This is a genomic window from Xanthobacter sp. NM-25, from assembly GCF_022138605.1.
Lineage (GTDB): Bacteria > Pseudomonadota > Alphaproteobacteria > Rhizobiales > Xanthobacteraceae > Xanthobacter.
Window position 1 is genome coordinate 442,893 of the sequence record NZ_JACBFS010000005.1, and the last position, 22,892, is coordinate 465,784.

The 22,892-nt window shown below is 68.3% G+C and carries 22 protein-coding genes; 14 read left to right on the forward strand and 8 right to left on the reverse strand.

Going from position 1 to position 22,892, the window contains the following annotated elements; all coding sequences use genetic code 11:
• Positions 1 to 77 precede the first annotated feature (77 nt).
• Both MEU52_RS16385 and MEU52_RS16390 read right to left on the reverse strand, forming a co-directional pair.
• Entirely contained in the window at positions 78 to 1,199 is a 1,122-nt protein-coding gene (locus MEU52_RS16385; protein ID WP_238122079.1) for an acyl-CoA dehydrogenase family protein, read from the reverse strand.
• A gap of 74 nt (positions 1,200 to 1,273) precedes the next feature.
• Positions 1,274 to 1,846 (reverse strand): OsmC family protein, encoded by a 573-nt coding sequence (locus MEU52_RS16390; RefSeq protein ID WP_238122078.1) that lies wholly within the window; start codon positions 1,844 to 1,846, stop codon positions 1,274 to 1,276.
• Between the two features lie 260 nt (positions 1,847 to 2,106).
• Between MEU52_RS16390 and MEU52_RS16395 the strand changes: the two genes are divergently transcribed.
• Positions 2,107 to 2,796: a TetR/AcrR family transcriptional regulator gene (locus MEU52_RS16395; protein ID WP_238122077.1), complete on the forward strand. Its 690-nt coding sequence runs from the start codon at positions 2,107 to 2,109 to the stop codon at positions 2,794 to 2,796.
• 51 nt (positions 2,797 to 2,847) lie between these two features.
• Here the strand turns inward: MEU52_RS16395 and MEU52_RS16400 are convergent, their stop codons facing one another.
• Positions 2,848 to 3,681, reverse strand: coding sequence for a universal stress protein (locus MEU52_RS16400; RefSeq protein ID WP_238122076.1), 834 nt, complete (start codon positions 3,679 to 3,681; stop codon positions 2,848 to 2,850).
• 274 nt (positions 3,682 to 3,955) lie between these two features.
• Here MEU52_RS16400 and MEU52_RS21845 point away from each other — a divergent pair, with 274 nt between their 5' ends.
• The 7 genes from MEU52_RS21845 to MEU52_RS16430 all read left to right on the forward strand — a co-directional run bounded on the left by MEU52_RS21845 (position 3,956) and on the right by MEU52_RS16430 (position 8,410).
• Complete coding sequence (locus MEU52_RS21845) at positions 3,956 to 4,081, forward strand: hypothetical protein (RefSeq protein ID WP_273546258.1); 126 nt, start codon at positions 3,956 to 3,958, stop codon at positions 4,079 to 4,081.
• 204 nt (positions 4,082 to 4,285) lie between these two features.
• Positions 4,286 to 4,903 (forward strand): 50S ribosomal protein L25/general stress protein Ctc, encoded by a 618-nt coding sequence (locus MEU52_RS16405; RefSeq protein WP_238122075.1) that lies wholly within the window; start codon positions 4,286 to 4,288, stop codon positions 4,901 to 4,903.
• Positions 4,904 to 5,040: 137 nt separating this feature from the next.
• Positions 5,041 to 5,649 (forward strand): aminoacyl-tRNA hydrolase, encoded by a 609-nt coding sequence (pth, locus tag MEU52_RS16410; protein WP_238122074.1) that lies wholly within the window; start codon positions 5,041 to 5,043, stop codon positions 5,647 to 5,649.
• 188 nt (positions 5,650 to 5,837) lie between these two features.
• Positions 5,838 to 6,935, forward strand: a complete 1,098-nt coding sequence (gene ychF, locus MEU52_RS16415; protein ID WP_238122073.1) for a redox-regulated ATPase YchF — start codon at positions 5,838 to 5,840, stop codon at positions 6,933 to 6,935.
• On the forward strand, positions 6,935 to 7,423 hold the full coding sequence (locus MEU52_RS16420) for a dehydratase (protein ID WP_238122072.1): 489 nt from the start codon (positions 6,935 to 6,937) through the stop codon (positions 7,421 to 7,423). The genes ychF and MEU52_RS16420 overlap by 1 nt, the downstream gene beginning before the upstream one ends.
• Before the next feature lie 64 nt (positions 7,424 to 7,487).
• Positions 7,488 to 7,952, forward strand: a complete 465-nt coding sequence (locus MEU52_RS16425) for a MaoC family dehydratase (protein WP_238122071.1) — start codon at positions 7,488 to 7,490, stop codon at positions 7,950 to 7,952.
• Positions 7,949 to 8,410, forward strand: a complete 462-nt coding sequence (locus tag MEU52_RS16430; RefSeq protein ID WP_238122070.1) for a MaoC family dehydratase — start codon at positions 7,949 to 7,951, stop codon at positions 8,408 to 8,410. The genes MEU52_RS16425 and MEU52_RS16430 overlap by 4 nt, the downstream gene beginning before the upstream one ends.
• Positions 8,411 to 8,414: 4 nt before the next feature.
• Here MEU52_RS16430 and hrpB read toward each other — a convergent pair whose 3' ends face one another.
• Positions 8,415 to 10,889 (reverse strand): ATP-dependent helicase HrpB, encoded by a 2,475-nt coding sequence (hrpB, locus tag MEU52_RS16435; protein ID WP_238122069.1) that lies wholly within the window; start codon positions 10,887 to 10,889, stop codon positions 8,415 to 8,417.
• A gap of 174 nt (positions 10,890 to 11,063) precedes the next feature.
• On the opposite strand from hrpB, the gene MEU52_RS16440 reads away from it, so the two are divergent.
• The 3 genes from MEU52_RS16440 to MEU52_RS16450 all read left to right on the forward strand — a co-directional run bounded on the left by MEU52_RS16440 (position 11,064) and on the right by MEU52_RS16450 (position 14,243).
• Complete coding sequence (locus tag MEU52_RS16440; RefSeq protein ID WP_238122068.1) at positions 11,064 to 12,068, forward strand: WD40 repeat domain-containing protein; 1,005 nt, start codon at positions 11,064 to 11,066, stop codon at positions 12,066 to 12,068.
• A 138-nt stretch (positions 12,069 to 12,206) separates the two neighbouring features.
• A complete protein-coding gene (locus MEU52_RS16445) occupies positions 12,207 to 12,956 on the forward strand; it encodes an acetoacetate decarboxylase (protein ID WP_238122067.1) in 750 nt (249 codons plus the stop codon).
• Between the two features lie 126 nt (positions 12,957 to 13,082).
• Complete coding sequence (locus MEU52_RS16450; RefSeq protein ID WP_238122066.1) at positions 13,083 to 14,243, forward strand: patatin-like phospholipase family protein; 1,161 nt, start codon at positions 13,083 to 13,085, stop codon at positions 14,241 to 14,243.
• A gap of 19 nt (positions 14,244 to 14,262) precedes the next feature.
• On the opposite strand, the gene MEU52_RS16455 is transcribed toward MEU52_RS16450, so the two are convergent.
• Positions 14,263 to 15,021, reverse strand: a complete 759-nt coding sequence (locus MEU52_RS16455; RefSeq protein ID WP_238122065.1) for a sulfite exporter TauE/SafE family protein — start codon at positions 15,019 to 15,021, stop codon at positions 14,263 to 14,265.
• Between the two features lie 253 nt (positions 15,022 to 15,274).
• Entirely contained in the window at positions 15,275 to 15,925 is a 651-nt protein-coding gene (locus MEU52_RS16460; protein WP_443267345.1) for a glutathione S-transferase family protein, read from the reverse strand.
• A gap of 357 nt (positions 15,926 to 16,282) precedes the next feature.
• Between MEU52_RS16460 and MEU52_RS16465 the strand changes: the two genes are divergently transcribed.
• The 3 genes from MEU52_RS16465 (at position 16,283) to MEU52_RS16475 (ending at position 20,583) form a co-directional block, all read left to right on the forward strand.
• On the forward strand, positions 16,283 to 17,500 hold the full coding sequence (locus tag MEU52_RS16465) for a polyhydroxyalkanoate depolymerase (protein ID WP_238122446.1): 1,218 nt from the start codon (positions 16,283 to 16,285) through the stop codon (positions 17,498 to 17,500).
• Positions 17,501 to 17,704: 204 nt separating this feature from the next.
• Positions 17,705 to 18,895 (forward strand): MFS transporter, encoded by a 1,191-nt coding sequence (locus tag MEU52_RS16470; protein WP_238122445.1) that lies wholly within the window; start codon positions 17,705 to 17,707, stop codon positions 18,893 to 18,895.
• Positions 18,896 to 19,152: 257 nt separating this feature from the next.
• Positions 19,153 to 20,583: a homospermidine synthase gene (locus MEU52_RS16475; RefSeq protein ID WP_238122063.1), complete on the forward strand. Its 1,431-nt coding sequence runs from the start codon at positions 19,153 to 19,155 to the stop codon at positions 20,581 to 20,583.
• A gap of 300 nt (positions 20,584 to 20,883) precedes the next feature.
• Here the strand turns inward: MEU52_RS16475 and MEU52_RS16480 are convergent, their stop codons facing one another.
• Together MEU52_RS16480 and MEU52_RS16485 are read right to left on the reverse strand one after the other, a co-directional pair.
• On the reverse strand, positions 20,884 to 21,450 hold the full coding sequence (locus MEU52_RS16480; RefSeq protein WP_443267348.1) for a GNAT family N-acetyltransferase: 567 nt from the start codon (positions 21,448 to 21,450) through the stop codon (positions 20,884 to 20,886).
• 266 nt (positions 21,451 to 21,716) lie between these two features.
• Positions 21,717 to 22,847, reverse strand: coding sequence for a type III PLP-dependent enzyme (locus tag MEU52_RS16485; protein ID WP_238122061.1), 1,131 nt, complete (start codon positions 22,845 to 22,847; stop codon positions 21,717 to 21,719).
• Between the last annotated feature and the right edge of the window lie 45 nt (positions 22,848 to 22,892).

Consider the following 22,892-nt stretch of genomic DNA (forward strand, 5'->3'; position numbering starts at 1 on the left):
AGACGAACAGGCGCGGAAGGCAGAAAGCGCGGGGCAATGGATGCCCTCTTGTCTTGGGATGTTGAGAAGGAGGCGGGTCAGGCCGGCATCTCGTCCAGCATCAGGCGCAATTGCTTGGTGGCAGGGGTGACGATGGCCACGAAATAGGCCTCGCGCAGTCGGCGTTGGCAGCGATGGGCGGCCACATAGCCGCGCGCGCCGCAATGGAGCATGGCGTTGTGCGCGGCCTGGACGCTGACTTCGCCGGCCAGCAGGCGCGCCTCGACCACCCGCCGCCAGTAGGCGGGGGAAGTGTCGAAGGGGGTTGCGGCCAGCGCTGCCACCTCGGCCTCGATGCCGGCCAGACTGTCGGCCATCTGCGAGGGCTGCACCTCCAGGAAGCGGTTGACGTGGCCGAGCGGGGCTTCCACCTCGCGCATCAGCGCGATGCAGTCGCGGATCAGGCCCACTGCCATGCCGGCCTGCAGCAGGATGAAGCCGGCCCGCATCTTCTTCACGAACGGCATGGCGTCGTCCGCCAGCACCATCTCGTCGGGTACGAACAGGTCACGCACCTGCACGCCATAGGTGCCGGTGCCGTCCATGGCCAGGAAGCGCTCGCAGGGCTTCAGGGTCACCGCGGGATCGGCGCAGTCGATCAGCGCCATCACCGGCGTGTCGCGGCCCTCGACGGCGAAGATGGCGCCGAAGACATGGTCGGCGCCGAGGTTCGACACCCAGGGCAGGATGCCCTTGACCTTGTAGCCTCCGGCCACCCGGGTGCCCTTCAGCTTCAGCGTCTCGATGCCGAAGAAGGACTTCATGGGGTTGGACAAAGCCGTGCCGCCCAGCAACTGGCCGTTGGCGGCGGCATTGAGATATCTGGTCCGGGCGGCCGCATTCTCGGAATTGATGAGATACCAGGCCAAAGTGTTCTGGCACCAGGCCATGAAGCCGGTGGAGACGCAGTGCTCGGACACCAGCGCCATGCCTTCGATGGCATCGCCGACCGCATGGCCCTCGTTCACGTGCAGGCGGAAGGCGCCCACATCCCCCAGCCGGTGCATCAGCGTGGCCGGATAGGCCCCCTCGTCGATGGCGCGGGCCCACGTGGCGAGGTCCGTCCCGGCGATGGTGCGGATCTCGGCCAGGACCGCTTCGGGCGGCGGCGCGGATGCGGGGGAAGCAGCTTCAGCCGTGGGAGCGGTCGCGACGAGCATGGCGGTCCTCGAAAGCGGGAAGGGAGCGCGCCCGGCCTCACGCCGGGCGCTGGGAGCGTCGTCGAAGGCCGGGCTCAGCCCAGGCCGACTTCCAGGTTCACCGGGCGCACGAAGGTGTTGGCCACCGGCGACCACTTCTTCACATGGGCGACGAGGGCGTCGATCTCTTCCTTCGGCACGCCGTCGCACTCCATCTCCACCTTCACCCGCACGTCGGTGAAGCCCACCGGCTTGTCGCTGACGTCGCCGGTGCCCCAGACGGCGGTGATGTTCAGATCACCTTCCAGCTGCAGCTCCAGCTTGCGGACGGTCCAGCCGCGATGGACGGCATTGGCGTGCAGGCCCACCGCGAGGCAGGAGCCGAGCGCGGCGAGGGAGGCCTCGGACGGGTTCGGGGCGGTGTCGTCGCCCAGAAGGCCCGGGGGCTCGTCGACGATGTAGGGCGGCAGCGAGCGGATGTAGTTGGCGTGGCGGAAGCGACCCTCGGCCACCGTCTTGCACTTCAGGGTCTTGATGACCTTGGGGTCGGCCTTGCCGGCGGCGATCAGCTTGTCGAGGCCGTCCTTGTCGATGGGGGCGAGGCAGCCCGTGGCGGCTTCCGGCGCCAGGCAGCCGGTGAGCACGGTGTTGGGGGCGGATGAAGACATTTCACTCTCCTTGGTGCGCCTATGGAGACAGACCGGTCTGTCTTATGCAGAAGCTGTGCCAAGGGAGAAGAAGGGGGCGCGGATTCTCGCGTAATCGCGAAAAAGCGAGGAATCGCCTATGTTCCGCCGCCAGGGTTCCGGTGCGGGGCCGGCACGATCCCTGCTTGATGTAGTCAGACAGGTCTGTCTTTTTGCCTGCAAATGCGGCACACTGATGAGGCTCGATGCACGCATTGCATCGGGGGAGAGCGAAGACGACGATGGCGCGCAAGACCAAGAGCATGGCCGCAACGGCGGCCGACAGCGACGTGAGCTGCCCTCCGGTGCAGGTCCGCGCCGCATCGCCCGGCTTTTCCCACGCGCCGGTGGTGGAGGGGACGGAACCCAAGGCGCGAGACCGCATCATCGATGCCGCGACCCGACTGTTCTGCCAATACGGCATCACCGCGGTGGGGGTGGATGCGGTGGTGGCGGAGGCGGCCACCGCCAAGGCGACGCTTTATAAGACCTTCGGCTCCAAGGAGCGGCTGGTGGAGGCGGTGCTGGAGCGGGAAGGAGCGGCTTGGCGTGACTGGTTCATTGGCGAGCTGCTCAAGGGTGAGGCAACACCCATGGCCCGCCTGCGCCGCATCTTTCCGGTGCTGCGCCAGTGGTTCACTGACGACGCCTTCTTCGGCTGCCCGTTCATCAATGCGGTGGCGGAGACCGACAAGCGGGACGACCGCATGCGCCAGATCGCCCTCAACCACAAGAAAGTGGTGCTCGATACGCTGACCACGCTGGCGGACGAGGCGGGGGCGCGCGATGCCCATGGCCTTGCCCACCAGCTGGGGCTGCTGATCGACGGCGCCATCGTCGCCGCCATGATCACCAAGGATGCCAATGTGGCGCTGCTGGCCGGCCAGAGCGCCGACCTTTTGCTGCGCGACCGCTGCGCCGCGGCGGCCTGAGCGCCGCCCGGCGCAGGTGCGTCAGTGGCAGGTGCGTCAGTGGCAGGTGCGTCAGTGGTAGACGAACAGGGCTGCGGGCGGATTTTCCACCAGCTTGTGGGTGGTGGAGCCGAACAGCAGCTCCTTCAGGCCGCGATGGCCGTAGGAGCCCATCACCAAGAGGCTGGCCTTCACGTTTGCCGTCTCGAGCCGCAGCACGTCCGGGGGGGAGATGCGCGAGGTGATGGGCATGGCCTCGGCTTGGTAGCCGTGGCTCTCCAGATAGCTGACCGCGGCGCTGGCGCGGCGCGCGGCCTCTTCCTGGGACGGGTCCACGGAGATCACCCGGACCTTGCGGCCGGTGGCGAGGCCGATGAGAGCGAACATCTGGACCGACCGCATGGCCGGCACACTGCCGTCATAGGCGACCAGCACGTCACCCCCGTGCGGCGGCTCCTCTCCACAAACCACGCAGGGACGCGGCGTGAGCGCGAGCAGGCGAGCCAGGAGGTCCGGCAACGGCACCTCGACGCCGCCTTGAAATCCGGTGTCGCAGCCGGTCACCAGAAGGTCGCGCGTTTCCGAGGCCTGTTGCAGCGCCGCCAGGGGCGCGCCCTCGAACGCCAGCCACTCGAACGGCACGCCGTGATCCGCGCAGGCCTGCTGATAGCCGGCGCGCAGCCGATGCTGCTGATCCTCCGCCTGGGCGCGCAGATCCCGTTCCAGGCGGACCTTGAGGCCCCCCGCGCCGGCGCGGCCGAGGCTGGTCACCGCCAGGGCCGCCAGATCAATGCCGGCGAGACCGGCCAGTCCCGCGCCCGTCTCCTGGGCGAGCTGGAAGGCATAAGCCCGCGCCGACGCCGATGCCGCCGAATCTCCGAGCAACAGCAGAATGCGCTTGAGCATAGGGTCTCCTTCCGTGCGCAAGATGGCAGGCGGCTCCGCGGGCGGAGCGCAGGTTCAGGCTCTAGAGCATTTTCCCTGTTGGTTGAAACGCGAAAATGCGCTTCGCAGCATAGGCGGACTTGCGCGCATTCCGTTGCGGCATGTCGGCGCTCTCCGGATCTCCGGTGATCACCCCCCTTCCGCGGCGCCGAGAAGCGGCTATGGTCGCCTTCGTCCCATCGCCCCGGGGCGGGGATGAAGCGCGGCGATATCGCCGTCGGCGCGAGGAGGCGTCATGCGCAATCTGGTTCGTCTCATGGTGGTCGCCGGCTTCGCCATGTCGCTGAGCGCCTGCGACAAGTGTGGCAATTGGTTCGGGCAGAGCCGCCCCGGCGCCTGTCAGACCCAGACGCCGCGCTAACGGCCCGACCGGATCCGGGCTCAAAGGCGCGCCGGCGTTGCATTTGCGGCGTCCCGCCGCTATAAGCGCGCCTTCGCGAACGGCATGCGCCCCCCTGGAGGCGTGCCGCGCCGCGAAACCTGTGGCTGCCCGGCGGCGCAGGTGTTTTGAACCCAGGTGTTCTGAACCCAGCTGTTTTTGAACACACAATTCAGGATGAGTGCCATGACCGCCATCAAGGAACTGAAGGCTGTGGCGCGTGCGCGGGCCGGCAAGGGGGCCGCTCGTGCCGAACGCCGCGCCGGACGGGTGCCCGCCGTGATCTACGGTGAGAAGCAGGACCCGATCACCATTTCGCTGAACTTCATCGAAGTGAACAAGGCCATCTATGCCGGCCACTTCCTCACCACCCTGTTCGAGGTGGATGTGGACGGCACCAAGCACCGCGTGATCCCGCGCGACTACCAGATGGACCCGGTGAAGGACTTCCCCCTGCACGTGGATTTCCTGCGCGTGTCCCAGGGCGCCAAGATCACCGTGGACGTGCCGGTGCACTTCGTGAAGCAGGAGGCCTCCCCGGCCATCAAGGCGGGCGGCACCCTCAACGTGGTGGCCCATTCCGTCGAGCTGGAATGCCCGGCCGATGCCATTCCCGAGGCCGTGGTGGTGGACCTGACCGGCGCCGATTTCGGCGACATCTTCCACCTCTCCAAGGTGGCGCTGCCCACCGGCGTGACCTGGGCCGGCCATGGCGACGACACCCTGGCCACCGTGATGGCTCCGACCGTGGCCCCCGAGCCGGCTGAAGCCCCGGCCGCCGCCGCGGAAGAGCCCAAGGCCTGATCCGACGGCCGGATCGTGTTGAGTAATGAGACCCGCCCGGGCCCGCCCGGGCGGGTCTCATCGCATTTCGCCGCCGCGCCCTTGTTGGGGGCCTGTCGGGGGGGCGGCCAGATGCGCGGCGCAGCCGGAGGTGTCCCATGTATCTGCTCGCGGGGCTTGGCAATCCGGGCCCGAAATATGCCGGCAACCGGCACAACATCGGCTTCATGGCCCTCGACGCCATCTGTCGTCGCCACCGGCTGGGCCCGCTGCGCAAGCGTTTCCAGGGGCAGGTGGCGGAAGGGGAGATCGCCGGCGAGAAGGTGCTGGCCCTATTCCCCGAGACCTATATGAACGAGAGCGGCCGCGCCGTCGGCGAGGCCATGCGCTTCTTCAAGATCCCGCTCGATCACGTGGTCGTCTTTCACGACGAGCTCGATCTGCCGCCCGCCAAGGTGCGCATCAAGAAGGGCGGCGGCAATGCCGGCCACAACGGCCTGCGGTCCATCACCGCCCAGTGCGGCAATGACTATTGGCGGGTGCGGCTCGGCATTGGCCATCCCGGCGACAAGGCCATGGTGATGCCTTATGTGCTCGGCGATTTCGCCAAGTCCGAGAAGGGCTGGCTCGATGCCGTGTGCGATGCCTGCGCCGATTTCGCCGACCTCCTGGTAACCGGCCGTTCCGACGAGTTCCATAACCGGGTGCACCTGTTCCTGGAGGCCCAGGGCTTCGGCGACCAGAAGCGGGTGGGCGAGAAGGGCTGAACCGCCTTTTCCGCACGAAAGTGGGGGTGCGCCCACGTGTGGGCTTGGCTTCCAGCGATTCCGCGTTAAGAGCGGCGACACGATTTTTCCGGCGCGCCGCTCCAGGCGCCGCCTCACCTTTGTCGCTTGGAACCGGCGGCGCATGGGCGCCCCCTCCATGGCGGCGCGACCAGTTCGGGAACGGATCCATGGGCTTCAAATGCGGTATCGTCGGTCTGCCGAATGTGGGCAAGTCGACCCTGTTCAACGCGCTCACCCAGACCGCGGCGGCCCAGGCGGCCAATTACCCCTTCTGCACCATCGAGCCCAACGTGGGTGACGTGGCGGTGCCCGATCCGCGTCTCGATACCCTGGCCGAGATCGCCGGCTCGGGGCAGATCCTGCCCACCCGCCTCACCTTTGTGGACATCGCCGGCCTGGTGCGCGGGGCTTCCAAGGGCGAGGGACTGGGCAACCAGTTCCTGGCCAACATCCGCGAATGCGATGCCATTGCCCATGTGGTGCGTTGCTTCGAGGATGGCGACGTGACCCATGTCGAAGGCAAGGTCTCGCCCATCGACGACATCGAGACCATCGAGACCGAGCTGATGCTGGCCGATCTCGAGAGCCTCGAAAAGCGCCTGCAGACGCTGGAGAAGAAGGCCAAGGGCGCCGACAAGGAGGCCAAGGAGACCCTGGACCTCGTCAACCGCGCTTTGGTCCAGCTGCGAGACGGCAAGCCCGCGCGCATGGCCGAGGTGAAGCCGGAAGAAGAGCGGCTGTTCAGCCAGCTGGGGCTGATGACCGCCAAGCCCGTCCTGTATGTCTGCAATGTCGAGGAGGCCTCGGCCAAGGACGGCAACGCCTTGTCTGCCCAGGTGTTCGAGCGCGCCAAGGCGGAGGGTGCCAAGGCGGTGGTGGTCTCCGCCAAGATCGAGAGCGAGATCGCCGTTCTCTCCGCCGAAGAGCAGACCGAGTATCTGGAAGCCATCGACCTGGAGGAGCCGGGCCTCAACCGGGTCATCCGCGCCGGCTACGATCTTCTGAACCTCATCACCTATTTCACCGTGGGGCCGAAGGAGGCCCGCGCCTGGACCATCACCAAGGGCACCAAGGCGCCGGCGGCGGCAGGCGTGATCCACACGGATTTCGAGAAGGGCTTCATCCGCGCCGAGACCGTCGCCTATGAGGACTATGTGAAGTTCAGGGGTGAGGCCGGGGCTCGCGAGGCGGGGCGCTTCCGGCTGGAAGGCAAGGATTACACGGTCGCCGATGGCGACGTGCTGCACTTCCGCTTCGCCAACTGATGGCGGCGCCGTCCGCTCCCGCTCCCGTCGCGGAGGCGCGGGAGATCGGCCGCCTCACCTTTACCGCAGCCGAGATCACTCGCTTTGCGGCGGCGTTCGATCCCCAGCCCGCGCATCTGGCCGGCCCCCACAACGCGGGCGCGCCGGTCGCCTCCGGCTGGCATGTGGTGTGCGCCTGGATGGGCTTCTTCGTCCGCAGCCATGAGGGGGCGGAAGCGGAGGCGCTGCCGGGTGACCATCCGGCGGTGATCTCGCCGGTGGGAGTGGGATTCGGCCTGAAGGACCTCAAATGGCTGGAGCCGGTGCCGGCGGGCACGCGCCTCGTGTTCTTCACGCAGGTGGAGGAGGCGCGCGCCAGTGGCAGCCGGCCGGGCTGGCAGATCCTGCGCCGCTGCAACAGCGCCCGCACCGAGGCCGGGCAGCTCGTCATGAGCTTTACCCTTTCCCATTTGGCGCCAATGGTTTCGGCGGAAATCTCGGAACCCTGACACCGCGTGCCTTGACGTTTGCGTCATCCTCCCCTTGGATCGGCGCAAATGAGGAGGGTGGGTGTTGCCGGATTTCTTTTTCGAGGATTTTGTTCCGGGAGAGGTGAAGACCTTCGGCTCCCACACGGTCACCGAAGAGGAGATCGTGGCGTTCGCCCGGGAGTTCGACCCCCAGCCCATGCATCTGGACGCCGCCGCCGGCGCCGCCTCCATCCTCGGTGGGCTGGCCGCCTCCGGCTGGCACACCTGCGCGATCATGATGCGGCTCATCTGCGACAGCTTCCTGCTGCGCACCGCCTCCATGGGCTCGCCCGGCATCACCGAGAATTCGTGGCTCGCCCCGGTCCGCCCCGGCGACACCCTCACCCTGCGGCGCACGGTGATCGAGGCGCGCACCTCCAAGAGCCGCCCGGAAATGGGGCTGGTGACCTTCCGCTTCGAGCTGGTGCGGCCGGACAAGGCGGCCGTGATCAACCAGGTCGCCATCGTCATGATCGAACGCCGCAACCCGGGAGCTCGCCTCGCATGACCTATTATGAGGACGTCGAGATCGGCAGCACCGCGGAGCTGGGCAGCTACACCTTCACCCGCGAGGAGATCATCGCCTTTGCGGAAAAGTTCGATCCGCAGCCGTTCCATGTGGACGAGGAGGCCGCCAAGCGCTCTCACTTCGGTGCTTTGTGCGCCTCTGGCTGGCACACCGCGGCCACCTGGATGAAGTGCCTGATGGCCTATCAGAACCGCAGCAACGCCACCGACAAGCCGATCCGCGCCGCCGGCGCCTCGCCGGGCTTTCGCAACATGCGCTGGCTGAAGCCGGTCTATGCGGGGGACACCATCACCTATGTCACCGAGGTGACAGAGAAATCCGTAAGCCGCAACAAGCCCGAGTGGGGCGTGGTGCGGTCCCACAATACCGGCACCAACCAGCATGGCGAGCTGGTGTTTGATTTCGAGGGCGCGGTGATGATGCGCCGGCGGCCCTGAGCCTTCAGGTTCCGCGTGGCTTGGCCCGGGTGGTGGGCGGCGCCTGCGCCGGGTCCTCGGGCCAGGGGTGCTTGGGGTAGCGCCCGCGCATGTCCGCCCGCACGTCGCGCCACGAGCCGCGCCAGAACTGGGGCAGATCCTTCGTCACCTGGATCGGCCGATGGGCCGGTGACAGCAGGGCGAGGGTGAGCGGTATCCGGCCGCCGGCGATGGCCGGGTGGTGGGTCAGCCCGAACAATTCCTGCACCCGCACCTCCACCTGCGGCCCGCCCTCTGCCCCATAGTCGATGGGCAGGCGCGAGCCGGTGGGGGCGGTGAAATGGGTGGGCGCCTCCGCCTCCAGTCGCGCGGTGAGGGCGTAGGGCAGGAGGGCATGGAGCGCATTGGCCACGGTGTCCGCGCCGATGTCGGCAAGGCTGGTCTTGCCCTCGATATAGGGTGCCAGCCAGCTCGCGGCAGTGGCGCCGAGCGCCGCGTCGGACAGGTCGGGCCAGTCCTCGCCCTCGGCGGCACGCAGAAAGGCGACCCGCTCGCGCCATTGGGCCAGCGCCTTGCTGAGCGGCAGACGGGCGAGGCCGGTGGCGGCGAGGCCCTCGGCGAGGATGCGGGCCGTTTCCCCATCGGCGGGCACCTTCTGGGGCGCATCCGCCAGCACCAGGGCGCCGAGCCGTCGCACCCGTCGCGCCCGCACCGCGCCAGTCCCGGCATCGAAGGCGATCTCGGTGCGCTCGGTGATGGCCGGGCCGAACTGGTCGTCCAATTCCTCGGCGCTCAAGGCCGCGGCTAGGGTGATGCGGGCGGCCTCCGCCCGGCCGGTCACCTCTGCCACCGCCAGGAACGGCGCCCGCGCCAGGGCCGTGGCCGGGTCCATCACCGCGCCGCGGCCATTGGCCAGCAGGAAGCGGGTGCCATCGCCGCGTGCCTTGGCAACGCGGTCGGGATAGGCGAGGGCGAGCAAAGCGGCGGGGGAGGGGGCAGGTCCGCGCGCGATGCCGCCGCCGGCGATTTCGGCCCAGCGGCCGGCGAGGCGTCGGGCGTCCTCGGCGCGGCGGGCGCGATCCCGGCGGAAGCCGTCCAGTCGGTGGACGAGGTCGACGCCGTCGCCGCCGAGCCCCCGCTCGGATACCAAAGCGGCAATCTCCGCGGCCAGCCGCCCGGCGCCGCGATCGGCGCCCATCACCACCATATGGGCGAGGCGCGGCGGTAGCGGCAGCCGGGCCATGCGGGCACCGAGGGGCGTGACCGCGTCGGCGTCATCCAGCGCGCCGAGCAGGCGCAGCAACGCCTTGGCTTCGCTCACCGCGGGAGCCGGTGGCGGATCGAGAAAGGGCAGGGCGGCCGGATCGCGGACCCCCACCCGGGCGAGGTCTAGCACCAGCCCGGTGAGATCGGCGGCGAGGATCTCCGGCGTCGCATAGGCGGGCAGGGCGGCGGTCTCGCTCTCGCCCCACAGGCGAAAGCACACGCCCGGCTCGGTGCGGCCGGCACGGCCGCGCCTCTGGTCGGCGCTGGCGCGGGGTACCCGCACCGTCTCCAGCCGGGTCAGGCCCACGTCGGGCTCGAACCGGGGCACACGGGCGAGGCCGCTGTCCACCACCACCCGCACCCCTTCGATGGTGAGGGAGGTTTCGGCGATGGCGGTGGCGAGCACCACCTTGCGCCGGCCCGCCGGGGCTGGCAGTACCGCCCGATCCTGCTCGGCGGCATCCAGCGCGCCGAACAGGGCCACCACGTCCACGTCAGGATTGCGCAGCCGCGTCCGCAAGAGGTCCTCGGTGCGGCGGATCTCGGCGGCGCCGGGCAGGAAGGCGAGCACCGAGCCGCGCTCCTGGCTGAGCGCGCGCAGGATGGCATCGGCCATCTGCCGGTCGATGGGCGTGCGGGGATCGCGGCCCAGATAGCGGGTTTCCACCGGAAAGGCGCGGCCCTCGCTCTCCACCACCGGGGCGGGGGCGTTCTCGTTTCCCATCAATTGCGCCACCCGGGCGCCATCCAGGGTGGCGGACATGGCGAGCAGGCGCAGGTCGTCGCGCAGCGAGCGCTGGCTGTCGAGGGCGAGGGCGAGGCCGAGATCCGCATCGAGACTGCGCTCGTGGAATTCGTCGAACAGCACCGCGGCCACGCCGGCGAGCTCAGGATCGTCCAGCACCATGCGGGTGAACACGCCTTCGGTGACCACCTCGATGCGGGTGCGGCGCGACACCTCCGCTTTCAGGCGCACCCGGTAGCCCACCGTCTCGCCCACCCGTTCCCCCAGGGTCTGGGCCATGCGGTGGGCGGCGGCCCGGGCGGCGAGGCGGCGCGGCTCCAGCACCAGGATGCGGCCGCCCTTCACCCACGGCTGCTCCAGCAGGGCGAGGGGCACGCGGGTGGTCTTGCCGGCGCCCGGCGGCGCCACCAGCACGGCGGAGGGGGTCGCCGCCAGGGTCTGCGTGAGCGGGCCGAGCACGGCATCGATGGGAAGGGGCGGGCTGAACATGTTGCCGCGCTCATAGGACATCGGGGCCCGCGCTGGCAAAGGGACAGATGACGACAGAGCGCGCAGGTGTGCGCCTTTGCCCGCCGGCGCTGGCGTCGCCACCCTTGCGATCGTGGGCGTTCGGTGCCTTAAGGGGACGGTCCGTGCCTGCCGCGTCTGTCAGAAAGCGCCCCCATGTCCTCCGCACCGTCCAGCCTCACCGACAAGGTCCTGCCCCTCGCCTTCGAGGACGAGATCATCGCCGCCGCCTTCCTGGGGACGACGCCGGCATTCGTGGGCGCGGGCGGCAAGGTGTTCCTGGCCGGCGCCGAACCGAAGACGGTGGAAGCCCATGTCGGGGCCAGCCTGTGCGCCGCCAGCGATGGCCGGCGGCTGGTGTCCGGTGGCGACGATGGCCGCGTGGTCGAGACCCTGGAGGATGGCACCTCCTCCACCCTCGCCACCCAGAAAGGGCGCTGGATCGACCGCGTGGCGCTGGGGCCGGACGGGGTGGTGGCCTTTTCCGCTGGCAAGACCGCGCATGTTCTCACCCCCAAGGGCGAGGCCCGCAGCTTCGAGGCGCCCTCCACCGTCGGCGGCCTCGCGTTCGCGCCCAAGGGGCTGCGGCTGGCCATCGCCCATTATGGCGGCGTGACCCTGTGGTTCCCCAATGCCGCCGGCGCCAAGCCGGAGGTGCTGGGCTGGAAGGGCTCCCATCTCGGCGTCGCCTTCTCGCCGGACGGGCGATTCGTGGTGACCACCATGCAGGAGGCGGCGTTGCACGGCTGGCGGGTGGTGGATGGCGCCCATATGCGCATGAGCGGCTACCCCTCGCGGGTGAAGTCGTTCGCCTTCACCGCCGACGGCAAGTGGCTCGCCACCTCCGGCTCGGGCGAGGCCATCCTGTGGCCGTTCCAGGCCAAGGACGGGCCCATGGGCAAGCAGCCGGCCATGCTGGCGCCTTCGCCCACCTCGCGGGTGACGGCGGTGGCACCCCACCCGAAGGATCCGGTGGTGGCGCTGGGCTATGAGGATGGCATGGTGATGATGGCGCGTATCTCCGATGGCGCAGAGATCCTGCTGCGGGCCCCCACCAACACCAGCGGTACCGACGCGGTGAGCGCCTTGGCGTGGCACCCGTCCGGTGGCGCGCTGGTGTTCGGCACCCTCCGTGGCCAGGCGGGCCTGCTGGCCTTCTGAAGCATGACGATCTTGTCGGAGATCCGCGCGCGGGGCCACGATTCCGGGGCGGCGGGACTGTCACCGCCACGCTTTATTCGGTAACGTTGCGGCGCTGTCTCGCAACCGCGAGGCCCGCGCAGCCGGAGAATTCCGCCGATGAAGATCGACGACGTCCGCCGCACCGCCTATTCCATGCCGCTCACCAGCCCTTCGTTCCCGAAGGGCCCCTATCGCTTCATCGACCGCGAGTTCATGACCATCACCTACCGCACCGATCCCGCGGCGCTGGCGAAGGTGGTCCCCGAGCCGCTGGAGATCGTGGAGCCGATCGTCAAATACGAGTTCATCCGCATGCCGGATTCCACCGGCTTCGGTGACTACACGGAGACCGGACAGGTCATTCCGGTGAAGTTCAATGGCGTGGCGGGCGGCTATGTGCACGCCATGTACCTGGACGACGAATCGCCTATCGCCGGTGGCCGTGAGCTGTGGGGCTTTCCCAAGAAATATGCCCACCCCAAGCTGAAGGTGGAGAAGGACACCCTGGTCGGCACGCTCCATTACGGCAGTGTGCTGTGCGCGCAGGCGACCATGGGCTACAAGCACGTGCCGGCCGACAAGGAGCAGGTGCTCGCCTCACTGCTGGCGCCCAACTACATGCTGAAGATCATCCCCCATGTGGATGGCTCGGCGCGGGTGTGCGAGCTGGTGCGCTACTTCCTGGAGGATGTCACCCTCAAGGAATGCTGGGTGGGGCCCTCTGCCCTTGGTCTTTTCCCCCACGCCCTGTGCACCGTGTCGCAACTGCCGGTGCTCGAGGTGCTCTCGGCCGTGCATCTGAAGGCCGATCTCACCCTCGGCATGGGCTCGGTCATCTACGATTATCTCGCCGAACCGGCGAAGTGATCCCGGGTCGGCGTGCGGCGCCGGCCCTGTCCATCATGGCCCCTCGATCGCTCCTGCGGTGGCGATCGACGCGGGCAGGGATGCGGAACGTGAGGATCTGGGCGACCGGATCCGGGAGAGGGACCCATGAGCAGCAATCCGCGCACCCGGCCTCTGCCGGCCGATCTGTGCGATATCGTCAATTCCTATGAGCGGATCGCGCTGGTGTTTCAGGGCGGTGGCGCGCTCGGCGCCTATCAGGCCGGCGTCTATGAGGCTCTGGCTGAAGCGGGCTGCGAGCCGAATTGGATTTCCGGTGTCTCCATCGGCGCCATCAATTCGGCCCTGATCGCCGGCAATACGCCAGAAAACCGGGTGCCGCGCCTGCAGGAATTCTGGGACACCATTGCCGGCCACACCAAGTCCACCATGTCGTGGGCGCCGGAGGGCGACATCTTCCGCCAGCTGCGCAATCAGATGAGCGCGGCCATGACCATCATGCGGGGCCAGCCGGGCTTCTTCCGCCCGCGCGTGCCCAATCCCTGGCTGCTGCCGGCGGGCGCCAGCGGCGCCACCTCCTTCTATGATACGTCGCCGCTGCGCGACACCCTGCTGAAGCTGGTGGACTTCGACCTCATCAACTCCCGCCAGAAGCGCTTTTCGGTCGGGGCGGTGAATGTGCGCACCGGCAACTTCATCTATTTCGACAATTCCGAGCACGTCATCGGCCCCGAGCACATCATGGCCTCCGGCGCGCTGCCGCCCGGGTTTCCGGCGGTGAAGATCGAGGGCGAATATTATTGGGATGGCGGCGTTGTCTCCAACACGCCGCTGCAGTTCCTGCTGGACCAGCCGGACCATCCGAGCGCCCTGGTGTTCCAGGTGGACCTGTTCAGCGCCCGTGGGCCGCTGCCGCGCGACATGTATGATGTGACCGAGCGGCAGAAGGACATCGGCTATTCCAGCCGCACCCGCTACACGACCGACGTGTTCCGCCGGGTGCAGGATCTGCGTGGCAAGCTGTTCGAGGCGCTGCAGCGCATTCCCGAGCAGCTGCGCAGCGAGGAGGACCGCGCGCTCATCGACGATTATGCATCGTCCGGGCCGGTGAACATCTGCCACCTGATCTACCAGGAAAAGAGCTACGAGCGGGAATTCAAGGACTATGAATTCTCCCACGATTCCATGCGCGATCACTGGCAGACCGGATACGAGGACACGGTGCGCACCCTGCAGCGCAAGGAATGGCTGAAGAAACCCGACGATATCGGCATCGTCGTGCACGACATCCACCGTCTCAACGACTGAGCGCGGGTGGCCCGCCGTCTTAAAGCAGGCCGCGGGCCACCATATAGACACCGAGCACGGCGAGACCGCCGAAGAAGACCTTGCGGAACGTCGCTGGGTCGAGGCGCAGGCGCGCCACGCGGCCGAGCTCCATGCCGACGACCGCGGGCAGCAGCGCGGCGCCCGATGCCAGGATCAGCATGGGATCGTCGAACATCACGTCGGCGCCGCTGCCGGGCAGTGCGAGGGTGAGCGCCAGCGCGAAGGTGGAGACGGTGAAGGTGAGCCCCAGCGCCTGCACCAGGTCGTCGCGCTCCAGCGCCAAAGCCTGCAGGTAGGGGGCGGCGGGCATGACGGAGACCCCGGTGGTGCCGGTGATGAGCCCGGTGGCAAAGCCCATGAGCGGCGACAGCCAGGGCTCGTGGCGGGTCGGCAGGCGCAGGGTGATGCGCGACAGGCCGAGCAGGCCATAAAGCACGAGGGTCGCCCCGAGCACGGGATGCGCCAACGGCGAGGTCAGGCCCCCGAGGACCGCGCCGCCGAGCAAGGTGCCGCAGGCGACGCCGATCATCATGGTGAGAAACCGGCGGGCGATGGGCGCGCGCCGCGGCCCGGTGGCGAACTGCCAGACATTGGTCACCGCCGAAGGCACGATCAACAGGGCCGCCGCTTGGGCCGGGGCGAGAAACAGGCTGAGCAGGCCAACTCCGACCGTGGGCAGGCCCATGCCGATGACCCCTTTGACCACCCCCGCGAGAACGAGAATGCCGGTGCCGAGAACGAGGGTGATGGCGAGCATGACGGGGCCTAGATAACCAAAGTCCGCGGCCGGTAGGGGCCTTGGCCCGCGACCCCGCAGGGGTGGCGCGGCGCGATCAGGGCGAGGGGCGCGATGTGCGGAAGCGCGCGGGCCGCTGCCCGTGGCCCGGCCGCGGGGCGTGGCGTCCGGCCCGCCCGGCATCTGCGGCGGTCTCTGGTGTGCGCGCCGTCGCCTCCGCCTGTGACCCGTCGCCCTTCCGGCCGGTCGGGACGTTGCGACGGCTGGCCGGTCTTCAGAATTCCACGTCCAGCTCTTCCAGCTCCTCGGGCTCTCCGAGCGCGCCGGCGATCCATTCCTGCATGACGGGCAAGGCCATGATGCGGTCCCGATAGGCGGCGCATTCGGCGTCGAGCGGCACGTCATAGGTGGTGAAGCGCGAGCAGACCGGGGCATACATGGCATCGGCCAGGGTCGGGTTGGCGCCCATCAGGAACGGGCCGCCATGGGCGGTGAGGCAGCCGCGCCAGATGGCAACGATGCGGTCGATGTCGGCCTGGGCGCCGGCCCACACCTTGAAGCCCGGATAGCGCGCCTTGATGTTCATGGGCAGCGCCGAGCGCATGTTGGCGAAGCCGGAATGCATCTCGCCGGAGATGGACAGGCAATGGGCGCGCGCCGCACGGTCCTCGGGCAGCAGCCCGGCCTGCGGAAACAACTCGTTGAGGAAGGCGGCGATGGCCAGGGTATCCCACACCGTCACGTCGTCGTGCACCAGGCGGGGCACCAGGAACGAGGGCGACAGCAGCAGCAGCTCCGCCTTGGCGTTGGGGTCGTCCACCGGGACGCGCTCTTCATCGAAAGCGAGGCCCGCCATCTTGCACAAGAGCCAGCCGCGCAGCGACCAGGAGGAGTAATTCTTGCTGGAGATGGTGAGTGTTGCCATGTCTGCCATGCGCCTCGGCTGTTGCATGCGCTTCGGGATGAGAGGTGGCCACCAAGGGTCTCCGACTGCCGGCGAAGACGCGCTGTGGAGGCGGCAAAACCAAACCTTCGGATCCTTACGCGGAATGCGTGTTGCAATGCACCACGCCCCGCTTCAATATCATTGTAACAGGTATAACTGAACGGGCCACCGGAAAAGTGCAAAAGCAGCCCTGCGACAAGAACTTACGGTTTTTCGTTTCGCCGGGGCGGAGATAACGCGCGAGCGCGGAACCGAAGGACACACCAGCCAGATGGACGGATCTCTTCTTTGCGCGACGCTGCCGGGTTGGACCGCAGCCAGGGGGTGTCTGCTGCCATGATGTATTCGGCCTACCAGACCCAAGCCGATCTGATGCAGCCCTTGCGTGTTGCCGCCGGGCTCGCGCGGCAGACCCTCAGCGGACCCCTGATCAACGGATACGGACACGCCGGCCTGCGCCATCTGGCGGCGGCGTTCGAGATGGTGGAGCGCGCGGGTCTGAGCCACGGCCGGCCGGACTTCGGCATTCGCAGCGTCGAGGTGGGCAACCGGGAGGTCCCGGTGGTCGAGGAAAAGACCGCGGTCTTGCCCTTCGGCACCATGCTGCACTTCAAGAAGGATGTGGACGTGCCGCAGCCGCGGGTGCTGGTGGTGGCGCCCCTCTCCGGCCACTTCGCGACGCTGCTCGTGAACACGGTCAAGACCCTGCTGCTCGACCACGACGTCTACATCACCGATTGGCATAATGCGCGGGATGTGCCGCTGTCCGCCGGCCGCTTCGGCTTCGACGAATATGTGGACCACATCATCCGCTTCCTGGAGATCCTCGGGCCGGGAGCGCATCTGCTGGCGGTCTGCCAGCCCTGCGTGCAGGCGCTGGTGGCGACGGCGGTGATGTCGGAGGACAACAATCCCGCCACCCCCCGTTCCATGACGCTGATGGCGGGCCCCATCGATTGCCGGGTCAACCCCACCGTCGTCAACAATCTCGCCACCTCAAAGTCCATCGGCTGGTTTGAGCGTAACCTGATCTCGACGGTGCCGAAGGGCTTTCCTGGTTCCGGTCGGCGGGTCTATCCCGGCTTCATGCAGTTGACGGCCTTCGTCAACATGAACATGTCGCGTCATCTGAAGTCCCACTTCGATCTCTACAACAGCCTGGCTGAAGGCGATTATGAGAAGGCGAAGGTCACCAAGGATTTCTATGACGAGTATTTCGCCGTCCTCGATCTTGATGCGGATTTCTATCTGGAAACCATCCGCTACGTGTTCCAGGAATATCGCCTGCCCAAGGGGGAATTGACCTATCACGGGCGGCCGCTGAATTGCGCAGCCATTCGCCGTACCGCTCTGCTGACGGTGGAAGGGGAGCGCGACGACATCTGCTCCCTGGGCCAGACCGTGGCGGCCCACGATCTGTGCACCAGCCTGAAGCCGCACAGGCGGCGTCATCACATGCAGCCGGGTGTCGGCCATTACGGGGTGTTCTCCGGCCGCAAATGGGCCGGCCAGGTCTATCCGCTGGTGCGCAACCACATCCTCGCCAGCGACTGAGGGGCGTCGCCCGCGCTGGCCGGCGCGCGCGCCGGTGGCCGTGCGCGTGGTGGGAGGTGGCATAGGGCCTCCGGCTGTGGTTTTCTGCGCCGCCCGCACCCGCATGGGATGACCTTCGGTTCCGGGTTCCGGAGACCCGACGTGTTGTCCCTGCCTGTGAGGCCTTCGCCTGAGCGCGACCGGTTGCGCGATCACCCCGATTTCATGCGCCTGTGGGTGGGGCGCGTCTGCTCCTCCCTCGCCTTCCAGATGCTGGGCGTGGCGGTGGGCTGGCTGATCTACGACCTGACCGGCAGCGCGGTCGCGCTCGGCATGGTGGGTCTGTGCCAGTTTCTGCCCATTCTCGGCCTGTCGCTGCTGGTGGGCCACGTGGCGGACAATTTTGACCGGCGCTGGATCATCGTCATCTGCCTCGCCATCGCCGCCGTGACCCTGGGGGCGCTGGCGGCGGGGCTCGCCACCCATTGGGCCGGCATCGCCGCCATCTATGGGGCGGTCACGGTGATTGGCGCCACCCGGGCCTTCGAGCATCCCACCCTGGCGGCGCTGCTGCCGGGGCTGGTGCCCGCGCCGCTGTTGCCTCGCGCCCTCGCCGTCTCCTCGTCGGCGGTGCAGGCGGCCACCATCATCGGCCCAGCCCTGGGCGGCTTTGCCTATGTGTTCGGACCGGTGGCCGCCATCGGCGGTGCCGCCGCCGTTTATGGCATCGCGACGCTGGCCCTGCTGGGCATCCGTCACCGCCCGCCACCGGCGGCGCGCACGCCCTTGAGCGTGGCCTCGCTATTGATGGGCCTCACCTTCATCCGCCGTCATCCGGTGGTGCTGGGCTCCATTTCCCTTGATCTGTTCGCGGTGCTGCTGGGCGGGGTGACGGCGCTGCTGCCCATTTTCGCCCGGGATGTGCTGCATGTGGGCGCCGAGGGCATGGGCGCACTGCGGGCGGCCCCGGCGGTGGGAGCCACCTTGATGTCGCTGGTGCTGGCGCGTCTGCCGCCCAGCCGCGCGGTCGGGCACGTCATGTTCGGCGCGGTGGTGGTGTTCGGGCTGGCGACGGTGGTGTTCGCATTGTCCGAGAACTTCCTGCTGTCGCTCGCGGCGCTGTTCGTCACCGGCGCCGCAGACAACGTGAGCGTGGTGATCCGTTCGTCGCTGGTGCAATTGTCCACCCCCGATGAGATGCGCGGACGGGTGTCGTCGGTGAACTCGCTGTTCGTGGGCACCTCCAACCAGCTCGGGGAGTTCGAGTCGGGTATGACCGCCGCGCTGCTGGGGCCGGTGGGGGCGGGGCTGTTGGGGGGCTTCGGCACGCTTTTCGTGGCGTTGGCCTGGATGCGCCTGTTTCCCGAGCTGCGGCGGGTGGACGAGATGCCGCGGCCGGCGACCAGCCGGCGCTGAGAGTTGCGCCACAACCGCGGAGCTCGGCGGGAAACGCTTGCGGCGACTTGGTTTGCCGGCAATCTGCTGGTTCAGTTGTTGACGGGCCGATCGCCATTACCCATGGTGCCTCAGCTTGGCACGTCCGTGCCGGGCGATCCGCTCGCATCCCGCGCAGAACCAGCGGCGTCGCCGCATGATGGGGTGCGAAAAGCTGGCAAGACAACGAGCCGCCCCCGACCTGGAGCCGGGCGCGTCTCGCGCAGGAGTATTGCGCCATGAGCGAGTGGCCAGTCCACGCCAAGATCGATGGCCCGATCGTGATGATCGGTTTCGGGTCCATCGGTCGCGGCACGCTGCCGCTGATCGAACGGCATTTCGAGTTCGACCTGGAACGCATGGTGGTTATTGATCCCGTGGCGGACCACGCCACGCTTCTGAAGGCCCGGGGCATCCGCTTCATCCAGGCGGAGGTGACCCCGGAGAATTACCGCGATCTGCTCACCCCGCTGCTGACCAATGGCGGCGGGCAAGGGTTCTGCGTGAACCTGTCGGTGGATGTCTCGTCGGTGGCGGTCATGGAACTGACCCGCGAGCTCGGCGCCCTCTATGTGGACACCGTGACGGAGCCCTGGAAGGGCTTTTATTTCGACGAGAACATGGATAACGCGGCCCGCACCAATTATGCGCTGCGCGAGAGCCTGCTGGAGGCGCGCCGCCGTAACCCGGGCGGCCCCACCGCGGTGTCCACCTGCGGCGCCAACCCCGGCATGGTGTCCTGGTTCGTGAAGCAGGCGCTGCTCAACATCGCCGCCGATACCGGCCTCGACCGGCCCGAGCCGGCCAACCGCGAGGAATGGGCACAGCTCGCCCGGGCCATCGGGGTGAAGGGCATTCACATCGCCGAGCGCGACACCCAGCGGGCGCGCATGCCCAAGGTCATGGGTGAGTTCTGGAATACCTGGTCGGTGGAAGGCTTCGTGTCCGAGGGACTGCAGCCGGCCGAGCTGGGCTGGGGCACCCATGAGAAGGCGCTGCCGCCGGACGCGCGGACCCACGACAAGGGATGTGGCGCGGCCATCTACCTGCTCTCGCCGGGCGCCGACACCCGCGTGCGCTCCTGGACGCCCACCCCGCAGGCCCAGTTCGGCTATCTGGTGACCCACAACGAGAGCATCTCCATCGCCGATTACCTGACGGTGCGGGATGGCGACACGGTGGTCTACCGGCCGACCTGCCATTATGCCTACCATCCCTGCAACGATGCCGTGTTGTCGCTGCATGAGATGTTCGGCAACGGCGGCCATTTCCAGGGCGCGTGGAAGATCCTCGACGAGCATGAGATCGTCGACGGCATCGACGAACTGGGCGTGCTCGTCTATGGCCACGCCAAGAACGCCTATTGGTATGGTTCCCAGCTCTCCATCGAGGAGGCGCGGGAACTCGCCCCCTACCAGAATGCCACCGGCCTGCAGGTGAGCTCGGCGGTGCTGGCGGGCATGGTGTGGGCGCTGGAAAACCCCAATGCCGGCATCGTCGAGGCGGACGAGGTGGATTTCCGCCGGTGTCTTGAGGTGCAGCGGCCCTATCTGGGGCCGGTGGTGGGAGTCTATACCGACTGGACCCCGCTCACCGGGCGCCAGAAGCTGTTCCCCGAGGACATCGATCTGGACGATCCCTGGCAGTTCAAGAACGTCATCGTGCGCTGAACGCGAAGCGCCACGGCGGCCTCATGGCGCCGTGGCGTCCCGTTCCATCCCGGCCCGGCTTCTGTCGGGCCGTTTTCATGTTCAGGCGGGCAAAAGAAGGCCCCCTCTCCCGGGACCTGCACGGCGGGAGCCGTCGGGCAGGTGGGGAGAGGGGGCATGCGCCGCAGGGCGGGCCTCGCGCTGGAGCGGGCTTGCGGGAGGCGGTCCGGAAGGGCCGCGCAATCCACCACAAGGCGGCTCGGCGCGCCTCGGGCCGGTTCGCGCGACAGAACGCCACGAACGGGCCGCGACAGGGCGGCCTCAGGCCGAGCGGCGCAGCTCGCCGGCCAGCATGGCGCTGGCGAGGTCGGCGAGGGAGTGGCGGGCGACCGCGACGCCCGTGGGGGAGATGAGGCCGCGGACGCCGTCCAGCGCGCCGGCGCTGAGCTCAAGGCCGAGCAGCCGCTCGCGGGCGAACGGCCCAGGCATCCACAGGGCGCCGGTCTTCTCCGCGGAAAAGCCGAAGCGCGCGTAATAGGCGGCGTCACCCACCAGCAGCACCGCCCGGTGGCCTTTCTCCTGCGCCGCGGCAAGAGCTACGCGCATCATCCGCCCGCCAAGGCCGTCCTTGCGGAACCAGGGGTGCACCGCCAGTGGGCCGAGCAGCAGCGCCGGGGTGCCGGGGCCGGCGGCCACGTTCCACAGGCGGACGGTGCCCACCAGGCGGCCATCGGGCCCATGGGCCGAGAAGGCGAGATCCTCCGCCGGCCGGCGGCCCTCGCGCAGGCGCTCGGACGACTTGGCCCGCCGCTCCTCGCCCATGCACAGGTCGAGCAGGGCCTCGCGCGGGGCCACATCTTCCACGGATTCCAGCACAATGTCAGTCACCGGCACCTCCTGTGCCATAACCGAGACGTGAAGAACGCCGCTCCGGCCGCGCGGTGGCGACCAGACCTTCAAGGTCTCTTGGCCTTAGGGCCCCTTGGGAGCGGTGCGGAAGACGAGGGGATGATCCCCTCCTCAAGACCCTCGGACGGCGGAGCGCCGGTGCCGAGGGGGCCTGATGCCGAAGCAGCGCAGGAGAGCGCGGGACGCAAGGCGCGTCCCATCGTGCCGGCGGTCCGCCGACGCCACCAACCCGTCGCCGGGCCGGATCAGATCACGTAGGACCTCAGCGGCGGGAAGCCGTTGAACGCCACCGCCGAATAGGTGGTGGTGTAGGCGCCGCATGCCTCGATCAGGATCTTGTCGCCGATGGCCAGCGACAGAGGCAGCTCCACCGGGGTCTTCTCATAGAGCACGTCGGCGGAATCGCAGGTGGGGCCGGCGAGCACGCAGGGGGCGGTGTCGTCGCCGTCCCGCGGGGTGCGGAACGGATAGCGGATCGCCTCGTCCATGGTCTCGGCGAGACCGCCGAACTTGCCGATGTCCAGATAGACCCAGCGCATCTTGTCGCTGTCGGACTTCTTGGAAATCAGCACCACTTCCGTCTCGATGAGGCCGGCGTTGCCCACCATGCCGCGACCCGGCTCCATGATGGTTTCCGGGATGCGGTTGCCGAAATGCTTGCGCAGCGAGGCGAAGATGGCCTCGCCATAGGACCGGGCCGCCGGCACGTCCTGCAGGTAGCGGGTGGGGAAGCCGCCGCCGAGGTTGACCATGGCGAGGGCGATGCCACGCTCCGCGCACTCGCGGAAGATGGTCGCGGCGGAAGAGAGGGCGTTGTCCCAGGCGTTCACATTCTTCTGCTGCGAACCCACGTGGAAGGAGACGCCATAGGCGACGAGGCCGAGCCGGTGGGCGTGCTCCAGCACGTCGACCGCCATCTCCGGCTCGCAGCCGAACTTGCGCGACAGCGGCCATTCGGCGCCGGCGCCGTCACACAGGATGCGGCAGAACACCTTCGCGCGCGGGGCGACGCGGGCGATCTTCTCGACTTCCTCATAGGAATCGACGGCGAACAGGCGCACGCCCGACTTGAAGGCGCGCTCGATATCGCGCTCCTTCTTGATGGTGTTGCCGAACGAGATGCGCTCGGGCCCGGCGCCGGTGGCCAGCACCATGTCGATCTCGCCGGTGGAGGCGCAATCGAAGCACGAGCCGAGCTCGGCCAGCGCCTTCAGGATGGCGGCGTCGGGATTGGCCTTCACCGCATAGAACACGCGGGTGTCGGGCAGGGCCCGGGCGAACGCCTGGAAATTGGCGCGGACCACGTCGAGGTCCACCACCACGCAGGGGCCATCCTCTCGTCGGGTACGCAGGAACTCGCGGATGCGGTCGGTCATGGTGTCCTCCCCGTGACCTGAAGCCTCATGAAGCGCCACGGGCAA